Raw genomic sequence first — 16915 nt, forward strand, 5'->3', positions numbered from 1 at the left:
GCGACGACGGGGTCACGCCAAGACGACGCCCTCGAACCCGCCCGTGAGGACGACCTCCTCGGTGTCGCGTCGGAAACAGACGATATCCGCGTCCAGATCGGCGCGGTCACCGCGGGGCGTCACCTCCTCGATGGTCACCTCACAGGTGATCGGCTGACCAGTGTAGACGGGCCGGACGAACTCGTACGTCATCTCGCGCGCGAGTACGTCGAGGTCGCCGCCGATCTTCGTCGGGAGCGTCGCCGTGAGCAGGCCGTGGACGAGCAGCCGTCCGTCCTCGTCTGGCTGTTCGTGATGCTCGCCGCGATCGCCGGACACGTCGGCGAACGCCCGTACGTCGTCGACGGTGAAGGTGCGTTCGTGGCGGAGGACGGTGCCCGGGTCCGGGAGGTCGTCGGGGTGCATACGCGGCGTGTCAGGCCGACGGCGCTTGGTCCTGTCGCCGGCGTCCTCGCCGGCGTCCGCGTCGGCGTCGGCGATCACCCGACGAGCCGCGAGCGTGCCGCGGCGAACGCCGTGAACACCGCGTAACTGGCCAGCACGTAGAACGCGATCCAGCCCGCGATCGTCGAGGCGTTCCCGCCGGAGACGTTGAACGCAGCCAACGCCCCTCCCTGGATCAACGACAGCGCCGCGCGCTCGGGCGAGAGGAGCCTCGTCCCGTCTGCGCTGCGCCGTGTCACGTCACCGTCTTCACGTCGCCCTGCCCGGCGCGCCGCACGACCGCCCGCACGGGGTCGCGGACGCCGGCGAGGTTGTCCGTGTCGCCGTCGAGTACGAGCAGGCGGGCGTCGCGCCCCTCCTCGATGACGCCACAGTTCAGCCCCGCCACCTCGGCGCCGTTGACCGTCGCCATCCGGAGCACCTCCACGGCGCTCGCGTCCGTCAGCTTCGCGGTAAACTCCATCTCGCGGAACATCGACGGGCTGTCGAGCATCACGTTGTCCGTGCCGAGCGCCACCGTGGTCCGGTCGAGCAACTCGCGGAGGGGCGGGACGCCGACGCCGGTGACGAGGTTCGACCGCGGGCAGACGACGACGGGCCAGCCCTCGGCCTCTAAGCGGTCCAGTTGGTGCTGCTCGGGGTGGACCATGTGGACGATGTGGTCTGGGTCCAGATCCATCGCCGCGTCGACGTCGTGGTGGTCGCGCTCGCCGGCGTGGATGCCGAACAGTTTGCCGGCCTCGCGCGTGGCCGCACGCTCGGCGTCGAAGTCGGCGTCGCGCGCGCCGCTGGCACCGAACCCCGCGGCGAACGGGTGTTCCATCGCCTCGACCGTCTCACGCCCGAGGACGACCGACTCGATCGGGAGGTCCTCGACCGCCGCCGCGATGGCGTCGACGCCGGCCACGCCGCCCTCGCGGAACTCCACGTGCGCGGTCGTCCCGGTCGCGTGCATGTAGCGAAGCGATCGGCGCATCGCGGCGACAAGTTCCTCGTCGGGCGTGTTCCGAAGGATCCGGTGTTTCAGGCCGTCCGGCGGAGCGACGAGCGCGTCGAGGTCGAGACCACGACCCGCCTCCTTCGCGACGGAGTCGCCGATGTGGGTGTGAGCGTTCACGAACGCCGGGCAGACGATGTCGTCGCTGTCGACGCTCGCCTCCTCGACGGCGACGATAGTGCCGTCCTCGACGACGACGCGGCCCTCGACCGCCTCGAAGTCGCGGCCGACGAGCACCGTCCCCTCGTACGTCTCCGCCTCGCTCATTCGACTGTCCCCGCACCCGCCCCGGCGTCGAACTCGTCGAGGCTGGCGTTCACCCGGCGGCGCACGTCGGAGACGAGCGTCCCGTCCAGGTCGAGACCGAGCACGTCGACGGCGGCTTTGCCGACGCGCTCGGTCGCGTCCGCGACGGTGTACACGCCCATGCGCCACTGCTGTTTCTGGGCGGTGCGCAGGCCGTCGACGAGCGGCGAGTGGTCCCCGAGACGGCGGATGTCGCCGTTCACCAGCACCTCGGAGGTGGACTCCGTCATCGATGGCTCCCCGGGCACGTCGAGGACGACCTCTGCGGCGGGCACCTCGGCGCGGTCGGCGATGTCGGCCTCCAACGCTCGGATCGCCTCGTGGTCGGCCTCCCGGAGTGCGTCGGGGGTGTCGTCGTACTCCGCCCAGACGGCGCGCTTGTAGAGGTCGCGGCGGTCGTAGCGCTCGGCGAACTCCGCCGTGTCGGGCGTCATGCGCAGCGCCGTGATCAGGTCGTAGTCGTCCATCCGGCGCACCTGAGCGGCGTCGAGGTCGGGCGTCGCGAGCAGGCGCTCGGTCGCCCGGCGGAGCATCGCCTTCGAGATGCGCGCGACCGGGTGGGCGTACACGGTGGGCGTCATCAGCGCGCGCGCCATCAGCAGCGACTCGGCGGTCTGGACGTTCCCCTCGTCGAGCACGAGGTCGCCGTCGGCGAACGTCAACTCCCGAATGAGTCGCTCGTGGTCGATGGTGCCGTAGGGGACGCCGGTGTGGTGGGCGTCGCGAACGAGGTAGTCCATGCGGTCGACGTCCAACTCTCCGGAGACCAGTTGGCCGTACTTCCCCTCGCCGGCGATGAGCCCCGCCACCCGCTCGGGGTCGAGGTCGTGGGTCTCCAGCACGTCGCCGACCTCCGTCTCGACGAGCAGGTCGTGCACGTCGTCGTGGTAGAGGCCGGTGTGGCGGTGGATCAACTCCTCGACGTTGTGGCTGAACGGCGCGTGTCCGATGTCGTGGAGGAGGGCCGCCGCACGGACGCGCTCGGCCTCGACACCCTCGATGCCGATGGAGTCGAGCGCGCGGTCGGCGAGGTGGTACACGCCGAGCGAGTGCTCGAAGCGGGTGTGGTTCGCGGAGGGGTACACCAGTTTCACCGTGCCGAGTTGGGCGATCCGACGCAATCGCTGGACCGGCCCCGTGTCGAGGAGGTCCGCCGCGACGCCGTCCACGGAGATGTGGTCGTGGACGGAGTCTTTGATCGTCGTCATTGGCCCGGGATTCGCCGTCACCCGGTATAAACTGTGGGCGACACGACCGCTGGCGAGACGTGGGTGATCGTTCGTCGTGTTTCCTGCGCCGAAGGTGGCCCGAAAGGATATGCGCCTCCCAGGCCACTCGCCTCCCATGAGAGCAGGCACACAGCGGTCCCTCTGGCTCGCCGCCGGACTCGCCCTCCTCGTCGCGCTCGCCGGCTGTACCGGTGGGGGAGCGCCGTACGACGGTGCCCCCTCGGCAGAGGAGGTCGAGCAGGGCCACGAGGAGGCGCTGCGCGACGCGGGGAGTTTCACGTACAACCAGACGGTCACGGTGAACGCGAGTTTCGTCCAGGTGACCAGCAACACGTCCGCGGCGGTCGAGTTGGACCCCGACACGTACCTGTACCGTAGCCAGACGGGCGACTCCACCGTCGAGGTGTACGCGCCGGCCGACGGCCAGCCGTACGTCCGCTCGCAGTCGGGGAGCACGATCCGCTACGACCGCGCGGAGAACGACTCGGTCCCGAACGCGAGTCGGTTCGCGTCGCCCCCGCTCGACGACCTCGCGTCGGACTTCGACTTCGCCGCGAACGGCACCGCCCAGGTCGACGGCGAACAGACGTACGTGTACGAGGCGAACCTCTCGACGCTGAACGAGTCGGCGGTCGGCCCCATCGGCGAGGCGCTCGCGGACGCCGACGCGACCGACGCGACGGTCGCCGTCTACGTCCGCTCGGACGGCCTCGTGAAACGGGTCGCGTACGACTTCGTCGTGGAGGGGTTCGGCGAGCCGGCGCGCTTCTCGCTGACGCTGACCTACGAGGACGTCGGGTCGACGACGGTAGCGGAGCCGTCGTGGCTGGAAGAGGCGCAGTCGGCGACGAACTGACCGCGGCGCTGTTTTGCGGATTCAGTCTCTGATCGCACCCGCCCGCACACCGAGCACGTCCTCGGCGGCGGCGGCGACGGCGTCCGTCTCGCCGGCGGGCGCGTACACACCCATCCGCCAGCCGGCGCGTTGGGCGGCGCGCAGTCCCGCGACCAACTCGGAGGCGTCCTCCAGCCGTTGCGGGACGCCGTCGACGACGACGCGACTGCCCGCCTCGGTGAACGTCGGGCGACCGGGCACGTCGACGATAACCTCGCGCTCGTCGACGCCGGCGATGTCGGCGATCTCACTCGCGGCGGCGCGCTCGTCGGCGTAGTCGAACTCGACGACGTTCGCGGGCGTCGCCGACAGGTCGGTCCAGATCGCTCGCTTGTAGAGGTCGCGGTACTCGATGCGCTCGCCCAACTCGGGGACGTGCTCGCGCAGGGCGACCAGCAGGTCGTGGTCGGCCATCCGCCGGAACGTCTCCACGTCGACGCCGGCGTCGGACTCCAGCAGACGCTCGGAGGCTCGCTCCAGCATCGCGCCCGCGACGCGAGAGACGTGGTGGCGATAGACGGTCGCGTCCATCAGGGCACGCGCGAGGAGGAGCGACTCGGCGGTCTGGACGTTCCCCTCGGCGAGCACGAGCGCGCCGTCGCGGTACTGAAGCTCTCTGACGAGGCGTTCGTGGTCGATGGTGCCGTAGGGGACGCCCGTGTGGTGGGCGTCGCGCACGAGGTAGTCCATGCGGTCGACGTCCAGTTCGCCGGAGACGAGTTGGCCCAGTTCACCCTCGCCGCGGACGATGGCGGCGACGCGGTCGACGGAGAGGTCGTGGTCGCGGAGCACGTCGCCGGCGTCTGTCGTGCCGAGGAGGTCACCGATCTCGTCGTGGTCGACGCCGGTTCGTCGGGCGATCACCTCCTCGGTCTGGTGACCGTACGGGCCGTGACCGACGTCGTGGAGGAGGGCGGCCGCACGGAGGTGGCGTGCGCGGTCGCCGTCGACGCCGAGGTACTCCAACGCGCGGGAGGCGAGGTGGTACACGCCCAGCGAGTGCTCGAAGCGCGTGTGGGAGGCGGAGGGGTAGACCAGACGGACGGTGGAGAGCTGCTTGATGTGGCGCAGGCGTTGGAGGGTGCGCGTGTCGAGGAGGTCCTGCGCGACGGGGTCGAGGGTGATGTAGTCGTGGACGCTGTCCTTGATCGCCTTCATGATAGGGTACTGGCGAGAGTGTGGGGTGTAGTGCTGTCGGTGTGTCGGTGTCCCCGCGTCGCCGGGGTGACCCACCCCTCAGATCGGGACGCCGGCCTCTTCGTAGTCCGTCCCGAGGATCACCATCGTCTGCGAGCGGTCGAACCCGTCCATCGTCGCGATCTGACCGAACATCAACTCCCGGAGGTCGTCGGTCGACTCCGCGAACACCCGCATCATCACGTCGTACTCCCCGGTCGTGAGATGGACCTCTCGGACCCCCTCGACCTCGCGGAGCGTCTCCAGCGCCTCCTCCTCGTGGCCCTGCTGGACGCGCAGGCCGACGAACGCCGAGACGCCGTAGCCGAGCGCCTTCGGGTCGACCTCCGCGCGGTACCCCTTCAGGACGCCCGCCTCCTCCAGCCGCGAGACGCGCTCGTGGACGGTCGCGCTCGACATGTCGATCTGTCGGGCCACCTCGCTGAACGGCGTCCGCGCGTCCGCCTGGAGGATCCGGAGGATGGCGCGGTCCGTGTCGTCGAGTTCCATGGACGATGCTGCCGCCTCACGACCTTGGCAGTTCGGGTTCCCGCGAGTCGACCCCCTCGCCCTTACGTCCGTTCGACCTCGCGCACCGCCTGTGCCGCGGCCAGCGCCTCCTCGTGGAGCGGGCCGTTCGAGGCGACGAGGCCGGTCGAGTCGTGGCGCCACGGGTCGCCGTCGAGGTCGGTGACGGTGCCGCCGGCGGTGCGGACCATGTGGACGCCGGCGACGGTGTCCCACGGGTTGCAGTCGACGTTGGTGATCGTCGCGTCGAGGGCGCCCTCTGCGACCATCGCGAGCGTCACCTGCGCGGAGCCGAACCGCCGGAGGTCGGCGAACCGCTCGACGATTTCGGTGCAGGCGGTCGCGTACTCGTCGCGGGAGTCGAAGTCCCACCACACGGTCGGGGTGACGGCGGCGGTCTCCGGGTCGTCGCGCTCGCTGACACCCACCGGGTCGCCGTTGCGCCACACGGCGTCGCCGTCGGTGGTGTACACGTCGTCCATCGCGGGTAACGCGATGGCGGCGGCGACCGGGTCGCCGTCGACGACCGCGGCGACGGCGGTGGCGAACGCCCGGATGTCGCGCACGTAGTTGTTCGTCCCGTCGATGGGGTCGATCACCCACGCCGCGCCCTCGTCTGGGACTGTCTTCAGTTCGTCCTCCTCCTCGCCCACCACGGCGTCGTCGGGGAAGGTCGCGCGGATCCGTTCGATCACCCGCCGCTGGCTCTCGCGGTCGGCCTCGGTCACCACGTCCGTCTTCCCGCCCTTGCGCTCCACGTCGATCCCACGACGGAAGTGCTCCCCCGCGACCGAGGCTCCCGCTCGGGCGGCTGCCTCCGCGACCGACACCCGGTCGGTGCCGGCGTCGTGTCCCTGCGTCGTCATGCGCACCCCTTGTCGAACCCTCCCGGAATAGCCGTCGGTTGGCCGCGGCGACGACCGGAGCAGGGCGAGCAGAGACCGGATCGGTGCCACCGACGCCGTAGCACGGGAGTTTTGGTCCCGTGGCGGCAACGACGACGGTATGGACGACGAGCGCGAGGAGTCGGACGGAGTCGACCGGTCCGAGAGCCGTCAGCCACCGGTCGCGGACGACCCCGACCTCCCGGCTGACGTGGAGGTGGCGCTCGTGCAACTCGTCGAGTCCGCCCGGGTCGCCGTCCGCGAGGGGCGGACCGACGAGGCGCTCGCCGCCGTCGGCACCGCCGAGACGGTCGCCGCCAACAAACTCCCCGAGGGGGACCGCCGCGAGCGCCTCCTCCACGGCTGTGGACGCGTCGCAGATCTCGCCGACGCCGACCCGGCTGTCGCGAGCGAGTACCTCGACGCGATGCGTCGCCGCCTCCCGTAGCCAGTCGACTATTTACTCTGTTTCGACTCAGAGGGAACTTATGCCGGATGCGGTGCATTGTATCGGTAATGCGCCCGAGTGAGGCGGTCCGACAGATCGAATACGTCATCGACGCGAACACGACCGACGGCGGTCGCCGCTGTGCGGCCGGCTACCGCCCGGCGTTCGAACGCGTCCACGCCGCCGGCACCGGTGCCGACGTGGCCGACCTCGCGGCGACCCTCGGCGCCGACGTGCGGGAGGGCGGTCGCCCGAACCCCGCCGAGGCGGGCCGGGTGGCCGACGAACTGCTCGGCGTCGCCACCGACGGCGGCGAGTAGCCGCACCGCTCCACTTCTCGGTCGACGCCACCCGCCAGCGGTGCCGCCGGCGGGGGTGACGACGGTTCGGCGGCGCCCGCGAGGTGGCGCCGCCGCTCGGTGGGGAGTGGTGCAGTGAGTTGTGCGAGGGAAGAGCGCTCCGAGAGCGTCTTCCGCATCTCGGGGGTGGACCCCGGCGATGCGAGGGAAGGGATTTGAACCCTTGGACCTCTACAGGAGCGGATCTTGAGTCCGCCGCCGTTTCCAGGCTTGGCTACCCTCGCACGCAGTCGATGCCACGCCGCCACCGTGGGTTAATCCTCCGATTTCCGAGCGACTCCGACGGGGCCAGGGCACACCTTTTTCAGGTTGGGTTTGGTTTCGTCGCCGTGGAATCGCAGTCAGATCGGCAGATAATCCGTCGACGCCTCGACGGGAACAGGGTGGAGTGGGTCCACCAGATCCCCGAGGTCGTCGCGGAGTTGGAGGGGATATCGACCGACGAGTTACAACCGCTGTGGGAGGTGACGGGTGACGTCCTCGACGACCTGTTCACCGAGCCCCCAGCCCCGTCGGCGCAGGTCGAAGTCACGTTCAGCTACGAGGGCTACCGCATCACCGTCGGCCAAGACGGGAGCGCGACGTTCGTCCGACCGGACTGACCCGGCGGGCGACGTCGAGGCAATCCAGCCGTCACCTGCGCGGTGCGTTTCCGGCCTGTCGCAGCGACATGTACAGCACGACACCGAAGGAACTCATCAACAGGCCGAACTCCAGGCCGTCGGGCGTGCCACTGTCGCTCACGAGGAACAGTGCGAAGCTCAGCCCCGCCGCTGCGAGTGCGAGCAGGTACAATACCGCCGGGCGCGCGCCGGGGTCCGTCACCACGGCAACGGCGCGCCGCAGATCCCGACGGGCGTGTTCCCCGGCGCGAACCAGCCGCTGCACCACCCGCCGCAGTAGAGACATCAACGGCAGTTCGGACGCGCTCGCCGGCATTAAACCCCGGCACCGGTTCGCTCCCGCCGGTCGCGAGCAGCGACGGAGTTACGCGTGTCGCTCGCGCACGTACTCGCATGGACGACCACACGCGCGACCCGAGCGTCGCGCCGCCGCTCGGCGACCCGACCGGGTGGCGCACCGCAGAGCGCGTCTGGGAACACGCGACCCTCCGTCGGGCGACCGAACACGGCGTCCGCCTGTTCAACGCCGGCGACTACCACGAGAGCCACGACTGCTTCGAGGACGAGTGGTACAACTACGGCGGCGGCTCCACCGAGAGCGCCTTCCTCCACGGGATGGTGCAGGTGGCCGCCGGCGCGTACAAACACTTCGACTTCGAGGACGACGGCGGGATGCGGAGTCTGTTCGAGACGGCGCTCCAGTACCTCCACGGCGTCCCGGCTGACTTCTACGGCGTCGACGTGGACGACGTGCGCGAGACGCTCCGCCTCGCGCTGGAGGATCCGGGCGTCCTCCACGGCTGGCAGATCGAACTCGACGGGCACCGCACCGAGGCGTACGACGCCGACTACGAGTACGCCGAGTCGCTGGAGCACTGACCGCGAGGGGCGCGATCCCCTCGATCCCCGGCACCCGCGCGCTTTTGCTCGCGCCGTCGAAGCCGAGGACATGGACGGCTTCGACCTCCTCCGCGAACTCACCGAGTCACACGGCCCCGTCGGTCACGAACGCGAACCCGGCGACATCGTCACCCGAGAACTGGAGTCGAGCGTCGACCGCGTCCGCGTCGACTCGATGGGGAACGTGATCGGCACCGTCGACGGCGGTCCCGACGCCCCCGAACTGCTGATCGCCGCGCACATGGACGAGATTGGCTTCGTCGTCCGCCACGTCGACGACGAGGGGTTCGTCCGCGTGCGCTCACTCGGCGGGTGGAACGCCGAGATCCTCCGCTCGATGCGCGTTCGCGTCCACGCTGCCGGCGGCGACGACCCGCTCGACGGCGTCATCGGGGCGGTCCCCGCGCACGTCCGCGACACCGACGGCCCGCAGGACGTGACCGACGTGGTGATCGACCTCGGCCTCCCGGCCGCCGACGTCCACGACCGCGTCGCCGTCGGCGACGTCGTCACCACCCGCGCCCCGACCGAGCGGATCGGCGACTGCGTCGCCGGGAAGGCGCTCGACGACCGCGCCGGCGTCTGGGCGACGCTCCGGGCGGCCGAGCACGCCGACCCCGACGCGACGGTCCACTTCGTCGCGACGACCCAGGAGGAGGTGGGGCTCCGGGGTGCCGAAGGGGTCGCCGTCGACGTTGACCCTGACCTCGCGCTCGCGGTCGACGGGACGCTCGAACGGTCGACGCCCGGGGTGGCGCTCGAGGACCGCGTGACGACGCTTGGCGACGGTGTCGGGGTCAAACACCTCGACGCGACGGTCGTCCCGACGCCGTCAGTCGTCCGCCGCTTGGAGGCGCTCGCGGACGAGCGCGGAATCCCGTTCCAGCGCGAGGTCGCCGAGCACATCGGCACGGACACCGGCGCGCTCCAGAACACCGGCGGGTCGACGCCGGTCGGTGCGGTGTCGGTGCCGGTGCGCTACCACCACTCGACGGTCGAGACGGCCCACGTCGACGACCTCGCGGCGACGGTCGACCTCCTCGTCGCCGCCGCCGAGGCCGGGGCGGACGGCCTGCGCTGACGCCAGCGGACGGCCTGCGCTGACGCCGGCGAAGGCGGCCCGCATAGGTCCGACACTCGCGGCGTGGGAATGCCCGACACGGTGAACCCCGCGGCGAGTCGATACACGGTGATCGACCGTGTCCAGCGACCCCGACCGGCAACTGACCGCGGTGCTCGTCGTGGTCGTCGCACTCGCGGCGGCCTCCGTCGCGACGCTCGGCTACGTTGCTGCGACCGACGGCGACGACGGCGCCGAGCCGATGCGCGAGGTGGCCTGGAGCGTCGAGCGAGCGAACGACACCCACGTCCGGGTTGTCCACAGCGGCGGCCCCGTGGTCCCATCCGCCGACCTCCGGGTCACCGTCGACGGCATCGAACGCCGGCCCGCGTGGTCGGCCACGACGCTCGCCGAGGGTGACGCCGGGACCGTGCGCGCCGATCCGGGTTCGCGCGTGACCCTCCTGTGGGACCGCTCGCGCGTCGACACCGTCGTCTTGGCCCGCTGGACACTCGCCGCGAGCGACGCTGAGTGACACCAGATTTCCAATGCTAGGCAATGTCTGCCAAAGATTATGCTCGGCGCCCGCGAACGTCGACTATGACAACGACGGCGTACTTCCTGAGCACCGTCGTCACGGGAGTGGTGCTCCTCGTCGTAATCGCCTACGGGGCACGTGCGTTCCCGTGGCACCGACTCGCCACGAGAGCGGCGGCGTCAGCGGGCGGGGGCACCGCCGCGGCCGCCTCACTCCCAGGGGAGACGGCGGCGCCGTCGCGGACGCCCGTGGCGCTCGGCGCAGTCGTCGTGGTCGCACTGTCGGGCGGCATCGGCGCCGCGTTGGCTCCGGGGACGCCCGTCTTGGGCGGGTTCGTGGGGCTGTTCGGTGGCCTCCTCGCGCTCTACGTCACGTGGGGCACGTACCACGTCTGCCGGTCGCGCGGCATGAACTACGCGCAGGCCGTCGGTGTCGGCGTCTGGATCCTCGCGATGGTGTTCCTCGTCGCCGTCGTCGCCAAACTCCTCGTCGGGTGAGCACCGATGTCGGGTGACCCGGCGACGCGGACGGACGCGACGAGCGACCCCCCGACACGACCGGACGCCAGTGCGAGCGTCGACCTCCCGTACCTCCCGGTGGTTCGGCGGCAGTCACTGCGACGCTGGACACTCGTCCTCGCGGTCGAGGCGGTACTCCTGCTCGCGTACTTCGGCCTCACGGACGCCACGGTGCTCAGCCTCGGCTACGTCGTCGCGCCGTTCGTCTGGATCAACGCCGCCTGGTGGGCGGTCGCGCGCACCGACGCGCCCGCCGCACCGCGTCGGCGTCGGGTCGGCGTCGCCGTCCTCGCCGTCGGCTACTTCCTGCTGTTGCTCGTCGTCACGGGGTTGCTAGGCGGCGGCTCGGGGGGGCCGGTCGTCTGGCTCGAACTCGGCGGCGGGTCGCCGGGGTGGGGGCCGGTCGTGCGCTACGGCGGCGCGCTGTTCTCGTTCACCCTCGTCCCGTTCCGGGTTATCGGCTACCTCGCGTTGGCGTACCTCCTGTACGCTGCGTCGCTGCGGGCGACGACCGCCGCGCTCTCCGGTGTCGTGGGGCTGGCCTCCTGCGTGAGCTGTGGCTTCTCGGTCGTGCTCTCGCTGGTCGCGGGCGTCACGGGAGGGTCGACGGCGGCGCTCGGCGCGGTGTACGCGGCCTCGGTCGAGGTGTCGACCGCGGCGTTCCTCCTCGCGGTCGCTCTGCTGGCGCTCGGGCCAACAGTCGGGGAGACGCTGGTGTCGCGGTTCCGGTGACGCGGTTCCGGTGACGCTGTGCCTGCGGGGACGGGTACTCAGAGGATCGAGTACGCCGCCGCCGCAGTGAGCGCGAGGGCACCGAGCAGGCCCGCGAACACGACGAGCGTGACCGCCCGTGGCTCGAACTTGAGGTGCTGGTAGTAGCCGACGACGAACAGCGCCTTCACCGCCGACAGCACCATGATCACCACGAACGCCGTCCAGTACGCCTCCTCGAGGAAGCCCGCCTGTTCGATGAGCACCTGTACCGTCGCGAGGACGAACAGGACCACGTAGATTACCGTGTACAGTTTGGTGGATGTCATTGTGGGTGCCTCACAGGATGTAGAACAGCGGGAACAGGAACAGCCAGACGACGTCGACGAAGTGCCAGTACAGGCCGAAGTACTCGATCGGCTTGTCGTCGCCTAGGTACGCCCCGCGGTACGCTCGGCCGATCATGTACAGCGTGATGAGCAGGCCGACCGCGACGTGGGCGCCGTGGAGCCCCGTCGTCAGGTAGAACGTCGACGACGCAATGTTCGTCGAGAGGTCCCACCCGTTCGGGAACGCCGCCTCGTGGACGTGGAACAGGTGCTGCCACTCCAGCGCCTTGTTGATCAGGAACGCCACGCCGAGGCCGAACGTCGCGACGAGGCTGGCGATCATGAGCCGCGGCTTCTCCTTGCGCGCGGCGACCATCGCGATGACGACGCTGAAACTGCTCGTGAGGAGCAGGTACGTGTTGATCAACCCCGGGAGCGGAACGTGCGCCGCCGGGATGAGGTCGTGCCACGCCTCCCAGCCGTAGGCCACACGGACGAACGCGTACGCGCCGATGAACGCGCCGAACAGCACCACGTCGCTCGCGAGGAACACCCACATCCCGAGTTTGGTGTTCTCCACCTCGCCGAACGGCCACTGGGCGGCCCACTCGACGACGGGTCCGTCGAACGGCTCCATCGTCATCGCGACGAGCGCGCCGAGCGTGACGACGCCGCCCGACACGAGCAGGCCGAGGTAGACGTTCCCGGCCATCCCGTCGACGAACGACCCCTGCTGGATGCCAGAGGCCCCCAACAGCGTGAGGAACGCGCCCGCGGCGACGACGACGGGCCAGACGCTCGCGTGGCTCTCGTGGTGGTCGTGGCCCGTCTCGACCGCCGTCGCGGGTGGCGTCACCCCCTCGCGACGGACGACCGTCCCGCCGTCGGCGGCGGCGGCACCCACGGGGGCGCCCGACTCGTCGTGCGCGGCGCGCACCGTCTCTTCGTCGAGGAACCGCAACTCGCCGTCCGTGTAGTCGGGGTACCCCTCGTAGTTCTCTAACGGCGGCGGCGAGGGCACGGCCCACTCGGCGGTGCTGGCGTACTCCCACGGGGAGTCGGGTGCCTCCTCGCCGGCCCACGCGCTCCGGTACAGGTTGTAGAACATGACGAGGAACGACGAGCCGAGGAGGAACCCCCCGACCGTCGCCAGTTGGTGCCACGGCTCCAGCGACACCTGGTAGGCGAACACGCGACGGGGCGTCTCCCAGGCGACGAACATCGGGAAGTAGAGCAGGTTGAACCCGACGAAGTACATCGCGAAGTGGACCTTCCCGAGGAACTCGTCGTACATCCGCCCGGTGAACTTCGGGAACCAGTAGTAGATGCCGCCGATCAGGGCGGTGACGCCGCCGACCATCACGTAGTGGAAGTGGGCGACGACCCAGTAGGTGCCGCGGAACTCGTAGTCGAGGACGACCGCGCCGAGGAACACGCCGGTGATACCCCCGAGGATGAACAGCACGAGCGCGCCGAAGTTGAACAGGAACGGCGTCGAGAAGCGGATGTCCCCCTTCTTCAGCGTGTAGATGAGCGCGAACACCATCAGGTCGAACGGCAACGAGATACCGATGGTCGTCGCCATGAACAGCGTCTTGACGTTGAGCGAGATGCTCGTCAGGAACATGTGGTGCATCCAGACGAAGAAGCTCTGGACCGCCACGAGGATCATAGCCGCGATGAACCACTTGCGCCCCACGATCCGGCGCCCGGTGAACGTCTGGAACACCTCGGCCATCACCCCGAGCGCGGGGAAGAACACGATGTACACCTCCGGGTGTCCGAAGAACCAGAACAGGTGCGTCCACAGGATGGCCCCGCCGGGACTGCTCTGGGCGAAGTAGGTGGTCCCGAGGATACGGTCCGACGAGAGCACCAACAGCGCCGCCAACAGCGCGGCGAACGCGAACAGCATCATCCAGACGGTGAGGAGGATAGTCCAGGTGAACAGCGGCATCCGCCACAGCGACATCCCCTTCGCCCGCATCCGATGGATGGTGGTGATGAAGTTCACTCCGCCGACGGTCACCGAGGCCGTGAACAGGATCAGTGCGAACACCGTCGTCGTCGCGCCGACCGACGGGAGGAACGTCGGCACGTTCAGCGGTGCGTACATCGTCCACCCGCCGGAGAACGACGACCCCTGGAAGAACGACACGCCGAACAGCAGCCCAGAGAACAGGTACAGCCAGTAGCTCAGGGCGTTCAGTCTCGGAAACGCCAGATCCTTCGCTCCGATCTGGAGCGGGACGACGTAGTTCGCGAGTCCGATCGCCAGCGGCGAGAGGAACCAGAACACCATCAACAGCCCGTGGGCGGAGACGGCCTGGTTGTACGCAGCAGGGCCGAGGATTCCCTCTCCCGGCGCGCGCGATGCCCACAGTTGCGTGCGAAGCAACAGCGCGAGTACGCCGCCGAACACCAGGAAGAACAGCGACGTCCCGATGTACAACAGCCCGACGTCCTTGTGGTTGGTCGTGACGAGGTACCGCTTGAGCGTCGTCGCGTCCGGGAGGTCCGGCGTCGCGAGTCGGCTCGCGCCGTCGGCGCTCACGCGCCCACCCCCGTGGCTGCGACGAGTCTCCCGGGCGCCAGCGAGACGCTCGCGTTCGAGGCGTTCCCGGTCGTCCCGTCGTCACTCGCCGCCGTGTTCGCGTACCACTCGTCGAACGCCGCCGGCTCCATGATAATCACCTCGCCGTCCATGAACGAGTGGCCGGAGCCGCACAGTTCGTAACAGTGGGCGGTGTACGTGCCCGGTTCCTCGGCGACGAACCAGGTGTCCGTCGTCTGCCCCGGGATGGCGTCGGACTTCACTCGCAACTCTGGGATGCCGTAGTTGTGAAACACGTCGCGTGATGTGACGGTGAGGTGGACGTCGGTGTCTGCGGGCGCGCGCAGCACGTTCGTCTGGTGGCCGTTCGGGTAGACGTATGTCCACGAAAACTGCCCCCCGATCACCTCCACCTCCAGCGCCTCGGGGTCGGCCGCGCTCTGCCCCGGGTCCTCGACGTAGAGGAGGGTGAGGTACGTCCAGGAGATGAGCGAGACGACGATGATGGCGCTCATCCCGAAGGAGACGAACAGTTTCCCCCCGCCTTCGCTCCCCCGCGGGAGTTCGCCGAGCACCGGCCGCGACACGTCGCCGTCGTCGTGGTCGGCGCCGCGTCGGTACTGGTACGCCTTCAGTCCCATGTACCCGACGACGACGATGCCGACTAGCGTCCCGAGCAAGAGGAACACCTCGAAGATGCTGTCGAACACCTGTACCCGGGTTCCGCGGGGCACGAGGCCACCCCCGCTGGTGTGCAGCGGAACCGCGTGGCCAAGGGCCGTGTCATGCGGTACCATGTGACGTTCGGTTTGCGGCAATACTTGTTAGCGGTATCGACCATCTCAGGCCCGTGGGAGCGACGGCACACCCGACTGGATCGGGGCGACTGGCCCGGGGCGGTCGTCTACGCAGGGTTCACACTTTGTGTTGGGGAATCCCCACCGTCCGGTCGAGGACGCCGGCGAGAACGACGCCGTACAGCCAGTGGGCGACCAGCGAGACGACGAGGTACGCGAGCACGGTCAGCGTCCCGCCCTCGGGCCAGAAGGCGGGGACGAACCCGGTCCAGAAGATGGTCGCGAACGTGGCGCCCCGTAGCGCACGCGGGGACGCCGGCGGCAGGTACGCGCCGACGACGAGGAACACCATCGGGAGCAACACGGTGCCGCCGGCGACGAACAGCGCGAGGCCGATGGCGAGCGTCGGTTCGAAGCCGAGCAGTCCCGTGAGCGGGACGAACGCGACGATTGGGTCGGTGCTGAACAGGCCGAGTGCAGCCGGTACCCCCACCAGCAGCGGCAGCATCACGACCATCCCGATCAGCCCGCCGAGCATCGAGACGCCGAGCACTTTGATCGTGATCGGGATGGCGAGTTCGTCCGCCTGCTCGGTGACTGTCGTCTCTCTCATCGCCACCTCGCTCGGTTCGCTCATGATCGCCGATCAGTTCGTCGTGAGATTTGTTAAGAGCTAGCACGCCGCATAGTAAGTTGACAACTGACCGACCACGATCCGGCCGGAACCACGCCGCTCAAATGCATCCACGGCAGATCCGTGGTATGCAAATCCACCAGCTCGGTGAGGGTGTCCCCGAGGTGGCCGTCGTCGCCGGGATCCACGGAGACGAGCCGTGCGGCCCCCGTGCCGTCGAGCGGCTGCTCGCGGAGGACCCCGACGTGGAGCGGCCGGTGAAGCTCGTCGTCGCGAACGAGGAGGCGCTGGAGGCAGGCGTCCGCTACCTCGAAGAGGACCTCAACCGCGCGTTCCCCGGCGACGCGAACGGCGACACCCACGAGTCACAGCTCGCGTACCACCTCATGGCCGAGTTGGAGGGCTGTACGGTGCTGGCGCTCCACTCGACGCAGTCGACGGCGGAGCCGTTCGCGGTCGCCGAGACCGTCGACGAGATTGCGCGGGCTGTCGTCCCGCACCTCCCGGTGACGAAACTGCTGGAGACGGAGGGGCTCGCCGAGGGGCGCCTCATCCAGCATCCCCACACGGTCGAGGTCGAGTGTGGTCTCCAAGGGAGCGACGAGGCCGCCGAGAACGCCTATCGACTCGTCCGCGGCTTCCTCTCGGCGACGAGCGCGCTCCCGGTCGACGACGCGACCGTCCGCGCCGACGAGGAGGCGGTCCGTGCCGCCGACGGCGGCGCTCCCGAGGCGATCGAGGTGTTCGAACTCGTCGACCCCGTGCCGAAGCCGCGGGCCGACGAGTACGAGGTGTTCGTCGAGAACTTCGCGAAGGTCGAGGTCGGCGAACGCTTCGCCGCCGCCGACGGCGAGACGTTCACCGCCGACGAGTCGTTCTACCCGGTGTTGATGTCGCCGTACGGCTACGAGGACCTGTTCGGCTACGCCGCCGACCGGGTCGGCACCCTCGGCGACCGCCCGAACTGAGCGGACCCGCGGCGCGG

The 16915-nt window shown here is 69.6% G+C and carries 22 protein-coding genes and 1 tRNA gene; 10 read left to right on the plus strand and 13 right to left on the minus strand.

The genetic code is table 11. The features are described 5' to 3' along the window. Positions 1–12: 12 nt before the first annotated feature. The 4 genes from P0R32_RS09955 to P0R32_RS09970 all read right to left on the minus strand — a co-directional run bounded on the left by P0R32_RS09955 (position 13) and on the right by P0R32_RS09970 (position 2955). Positions 13–405 (minus strand): hotdog family protein, encoded by a 393-nt coding sequence (locus P0R32_RS09955; RefSeq protein WP_276236808.1) that lies wholly within the window; start codon positions 403–405, stop codon positions 13–15. 74 nt (positions 406–479) lie between these two features. After that, positions 480–683, minus strand: a complete 204-nt coding sequence (locus P0R32_RS09960) for a hypothetical protein (RefSeq protein ID WP_276236809.1) — start codon at positions 681–683, stop codon at positions 480–482. Beyond that, positions 680–1708 (minus strand): amidohydrolase family protein, encoded by a 1029-nt coding sequence (locus P0R32_RS09965; protein ID WP_276236810.1) that lies wholly within the window; start codon positions 1706–1708, stop codon positions 680–682. The genes P0R32_RS09960 and P0R32_RS09965 overlap by 4 nt, the downstream gene beginning before the upstream one ends. After that, entirely contained in the window at positions 1705–2955 is a 1251-nt protein-coding gene (locus P0R32_RS09970; protein WP_276236811.1) for an HD domain-containing protein, read from the minus strand. Before P0R32_RS09970 ends, P0R32_RS09965 begins: the two co-directional genes overlap by 4 nt. 136 nt (positions 2956–3091) lie before the next feature. On the opposite strand from P0R32_RS09970, the gene P0R32_RS09975 reads away from it, so the two are divergent. Further along, complete coding sequence (locus P0R32_RS09975) at positions 3092–3832, plus strand: DUF7537 family lipoprotein (protein ID WP_276236812.1); 741 nt, start codon at positions 3092–3094, stop codon at positions 3830–3832. Between the two features lie 21 nt (positions 3833–3853). Here P0R32_RS09975 and P0R32_RS09980 read toward each other — a convergent pair whose 3' ends face one another. The 3 genes from P0R32_RS09980 to P0R32_RS09990 all read right to left on the minus strand — a co-directional run bounded on the left by P0R32_RS09980 (position 3854) and on the right by P0R32_RS09990 (position 6441). Continuing rightward, a complete protein-coding gene (locus P0R32_RS09980) occupies positions 3854–5029 on the minus strand; it encodes an HD domain-containing protein (protein WP_276236813.1) in 1176 nt (391 codons plus the stop codon). A gap of 78 nt (positions 5030–5107) precedes the next feature. Continuing rightward, entirely contained in the window at positions 5108–5557 is a 450-nt protein-coding gene (locus P0R32_RS09985; RefSeq protein ID WP_276236814.1) for an Lrp/AsnC family transcriptional regulator, read from the minus strand. A gap of 62 nt (positions 5558–5619) precedes the next feature. Continuing rightward, entirely contained in the window at positions 5620–6441 is an 822-nt protein-coding gene (locus tag P0R32_RS09990) for an inositol monophosphatase family protein (protein ID WP_276236815.1), read from the minus strand. A gap of 139 nt (positions 6442–6580) precedes the next feature. Between P0R32_RS09990 and P0R32_RS09995 the strand changes: the two genes are divergently transcribed. Both P0R32_RS09995 and P0R32_RS10000 read left to right on the plus strand, forming a co-directional pair. Continuing rightward, complete coding sequence (locus tag P0R32_RS09995; RefSeq protein ID WP_276236816.1) at positions 6581–6907, plus strand: DUF8101 family protein; 327 nt, start codon at positions 6581–6583, stop codon at positions 6905–6907. Between the two features lie 68 nt (positions 6908–6975). Continuing rightward, positions 6976–7227, plus strand: coding sequence for a hypothetical protein (locus P0R32_RS10000; protein ID WP_276236817.1), 252 nt, complete (start codon positions 6976–6978; stop codon positions 7225–7227). A gap of 179 nt (positions 7228–7406) precedes the next feature. Here the strand turns inward: P0R32_RS10000 and P0R32_RS10005 are convergent. After that, positions 7407–7490, minus strand: a tRNA-Leu gene (locus P0R32_RS10005). 105 nt (positions 7491–7595) lie between these two features. On the opposite strand from P0R32_RS10005, the gene P0R32_RS10010 reads away from it, so the two are divergent. Continuing rightward, a complete protein-coding gene (locus P0R32_RS10010) occupies positions 7596–7868 on the plus strand; it encodes a HalOD1 output domain-containing protein (protein ID WP_276236818.1) in 273 nt (90 codons plus the stop codon). Positions 7869–7899: 31 nt separating this feature from the next. Here P0R32_RS10010 and P0R32_RS10015 read toward each other — a convergent pair whose 3' ends face one another. Then, positions 7900–8205, minus strand: coding sequence for a hypothetical protein (locus tag P0R32_RS10015; protein WP_276236819.1), 306 nt, complete (start codon positions 8203–8205; stop codon positions 7900–7902). A gap of 77 nt (positions 8206–8282) precedes the next feature. Here P0R32_RS10015 and P0R32_RS10020 point away from each other — a divergent pair, with 77 nt between their 5' ends. The 5 genes from P0R32_RS10020 (at position 8283) to P0R32_RS10040 (ending at position 11637) form a co-directional block, all read left to right on the plus strand. Beyond that, positions 8283–8768, plus strand: coding sequence for a DUF309 domain-containing protein (locus tag P0R32_RS10020; protein WP_276236820.1), 486 nt, complete (start codon positions 8283–8285; stop codon positions 8766–8768). Positions 8769–8838: 70 nt separating this feature from the next. Then, positions 8839–9870 carry a M42 family metallopeptidase gene (locus P0R32_RS10025; protein ID WP_276236821.1) on the plus strand — a complete coding sequence of 344 codons (1032 nt, stop codon included), beginning with the start codon at positions 8839–8841 and terminating at the stop codon, positions 9868–9870. Between the two features lie 118 nt (positions 9871–9988). Continuing rightward, positions 9989–10384 carry a hypothetical protein gene (locus P0R32_RS10030; RefSeq protein WP_276236822.1) on the plus strand — a complete coding sequence of 132 codons (396 nt, stop codon included), beginning with the start codon at positions 9989–9991 and terminating at the stop codon, positions 10382–10384. Between the two features lie 65 nt (positions 10385–10449). Further along, a complete protein-coding gene (locus tag P0R32_RS10035) occupies positions 10450–10884 on the plus strand; it encodes a hypothetical protein (RefSeq protein ID WP_276236823.1) in 435 nt (144 codons plus the stop codon). A gap of 6 nt (positions 10885–10890) precedes the next feature. Next, the gene (locus P0R32_RS10040) at positions 10891–11637 is read left to right on the plus strand and encodes a DUF7546 family protein (RefSeq protein WP_276236825.1); all 747 of its coding nucleotides are present in this window, start codon (positions 10891–10893) and stop codon (positions 11635–11637) included. Between the two features lie 38 nt (positions 11638–11675). On the opposite strand, the gene P0R32_RS10045 is transcribed toward P0R32_RS10040, so the two are convergent. The 4 genes from P0R32_RS10045 to P0R32_RS10060 form a co-directional block, all read right to left on the minus strand. After that, positions 11676–11945 carry a cytochrome C oxidase subunit IV family protein gene (locus P0R32_RS10045; RefSeq protein ID WP_276236826.1) on the minus strand — a complete coding sequence of 90 codons (270 nt, stop codon included), beginning with the start codon at positions 11943–11945 and terminating at the stop codon, positions 11676–11678. A gap of 10 nt (positions 11946–11955) precedes the next feature. Further along, positions 11956–14499 (minus strand): cbb3-type cytochrome c oxidase subunit I, encoded by a 2544-nt coding sequence (locus P0R32_RS10050; RefSeq protein ID WP_276236827.1) that lies wholly within the window; start codon positions 14497–14499, stop codon positions 11956–11958. Further along, positions 14496–15296 carry a cytochrome c oxidase subunit II gene (coxB, locus tag P0R32_RS10055; protein ID WP_276236828.1) on the minus strand — a complete coding sequence of 267 codons (801 nt, stop codon included), beginning with the start codon at positions 15294–15296 and terminating at the stop codon, positions 14496–14498. The genes P0R32_RS10050 and coxB overlap by 4 nt, the downstream gene beginning before the upstream one ends. A gap of 118 nt (positions 15297–15414) precedes the next feature. Then, on the minus strand, positions 15415–15933 hold the full coding sequence (locus tag P0R32_RS10060; RefSeq protein WP_276236829.1) for a DUF6789 family protein: 519 nt from the start codon (positions 15931–15933) through the stop codon (positions 15415–15417). A gap of 125 nt (positions 15934–16058) precedes the next feature. Here P0R32_RS10060 and P0R32_RS10065 point away from each other — a divergent pair, with 125 nt between their 5' ends. After that, positions 16059–16898: a M14 family metallopeptidase gene (locus tag P0R32_RS10065; RefSeq protein ID WP_276236830.1), complete on the plus strand. Its 840-nt coding sequence runs from the start codon at positions 16059–16061 to the stop codon at positions 16896–16898. The last annotated feature ends 17 nt before the right edge of the window (positions 16899–16915 follow it).

This window comes from Halobaculum marinum, from assembly GCF_029338555.1.
Classification (GTDB): Archaea; Halobacteriota; Halobacteria; order Halobacteriales; family Haloferacaceae; genus Halobaculum; species Halobaculum marinum.

Excerpts from the sequence above, each read along its gene's own strand:
- P0R32_RS09985 (WP_276236814.1), bottom strand. The coding sequence starts at position 5,557 with ATGGAACTCGACGACACGGACCGCGCCATCCTCCGGATCCTCCAGGCG.
- P0R32_RS10000 (WP_276236817.1), top strand. The coding sequence starts at position 6,976 with ATGCGCCCGAGTGAGGCGGTCCGACAGATCGAATACGTCATCGACGCG.
- P0R32_RS10015 (WP_276236819.1), bottom strand. The coding sequence starts at position 8,205 with ATGCCGGCGAGCGCGTCCGAACTGCCGTTGATGTCTCTACTGCGGCGG.
- P0R32_RS10035 (WP_276236823.1), top strand. The coding sequence starts at position 10,450 with ATGACAACGACGGCGTACTTCCTGAGCACCGTCGTCACGGGAGTGGTG.
- P0R32_RS10045 (WP_276236826.1), bottom strand. The coding sequence starts at position 11,945 with ATGACATCCACCAAACTGTACACGGTAATCTACGTGGTCCTGTTCGTC.
- P0R32_RS09990 (WP_276236815.1), bottom strand. The coding sequence starts at position 6,441 with ATGACGACGCAGGGACACGACGCCGGCACCGACCGGGTGTCGGTCGCG.
- P0R32_RS10025 (WP_276236821.1), top strand. The coding sequence starts at position 8,839 with ATGGACGGCTTCGACCTCCTCCGCGAACTCACCGAGTCACACGGCCCC.
- P0R32_RS09955 (WP_276236808.1), bottom strand. The coding sequence starts at position 405 with ATGCACCCCGACGACCTCCCGGACCCGGGCACCGTCCTCCGCCACGAA.
- P0R32_RS09970 (WP_276236811.1), bottom strand. The coding sequence starts at position 2,955 with ATGACGACGATCAAAGACTCCGTCCACGACCACATCTCCGTGGACGGC.
- P0R32_RS10060 (WP_276236829.1), bottom strand. The coding sequence starts at position 15,933 with ATGAGCGAACCGAGCGAGGTGGCGATGAGAGAGACGACAGTCACCGAG.
- P0R32_RS10065 (WP_276236830.1), top strand. The coding sequence starts at position 16,059 with ATGCAAATCCACCAGCTCGGTGAGGGTGTCCCCGAGGTGGCCGTCGTC.
- P0R32_RS10020 (WP_276236820.1), top strand. The coding sequence starts at position 8,283 with ATGGACGACCACACGCGCGACCCGAGCGTCGCGCCGCCGCTCGGCGAC.
- P0R32_RS09995 (WP_276236816.1), top strand. The coding sequence starts at position 6,581 with ATGGACGACGAGCGCGAGGAGTCGGACGGAGTCGACCGGTCCGAGAGC.
- P0R32_RS10040 (WP_276236825.1), top strand. The coding sequence starts at position 10,891 with ATGTCGGGTGACCCGGCGACGCGGACGGACGCGACGAGCGACCCCCCG.
- coxB (WP_276236828.1), bottom strand. The coding sequence starts at position 15,296 with ATGGTACCGCATGACACGGCCCTTGGCCACGCGGTTCCGCTGCACACC.
- P0R32_RS09975 (WP_276236812.1), top strand. The coding sequence starts at position 3,092 with ATGAGAGCAGGCACACAGCGGTCCCTCTGGCTCGCCGCCGGACTCGCC.
- P0R32_RS09980 (WP_276236813.1), bottom strand. The coding sequence starts at position 5,029 with ATGAAGGCGATCAAGGACAGCGTCCACGACTACATCACCCTCGACCCC.
- P0R32_RS09965 (WP_276236810.1), bottom strand. The coding sequence starts at position 1,708 with ATGAGCGAGGCGGAGACGTACGAGGGGACGGTGCTCGTCGGCCGCGAC.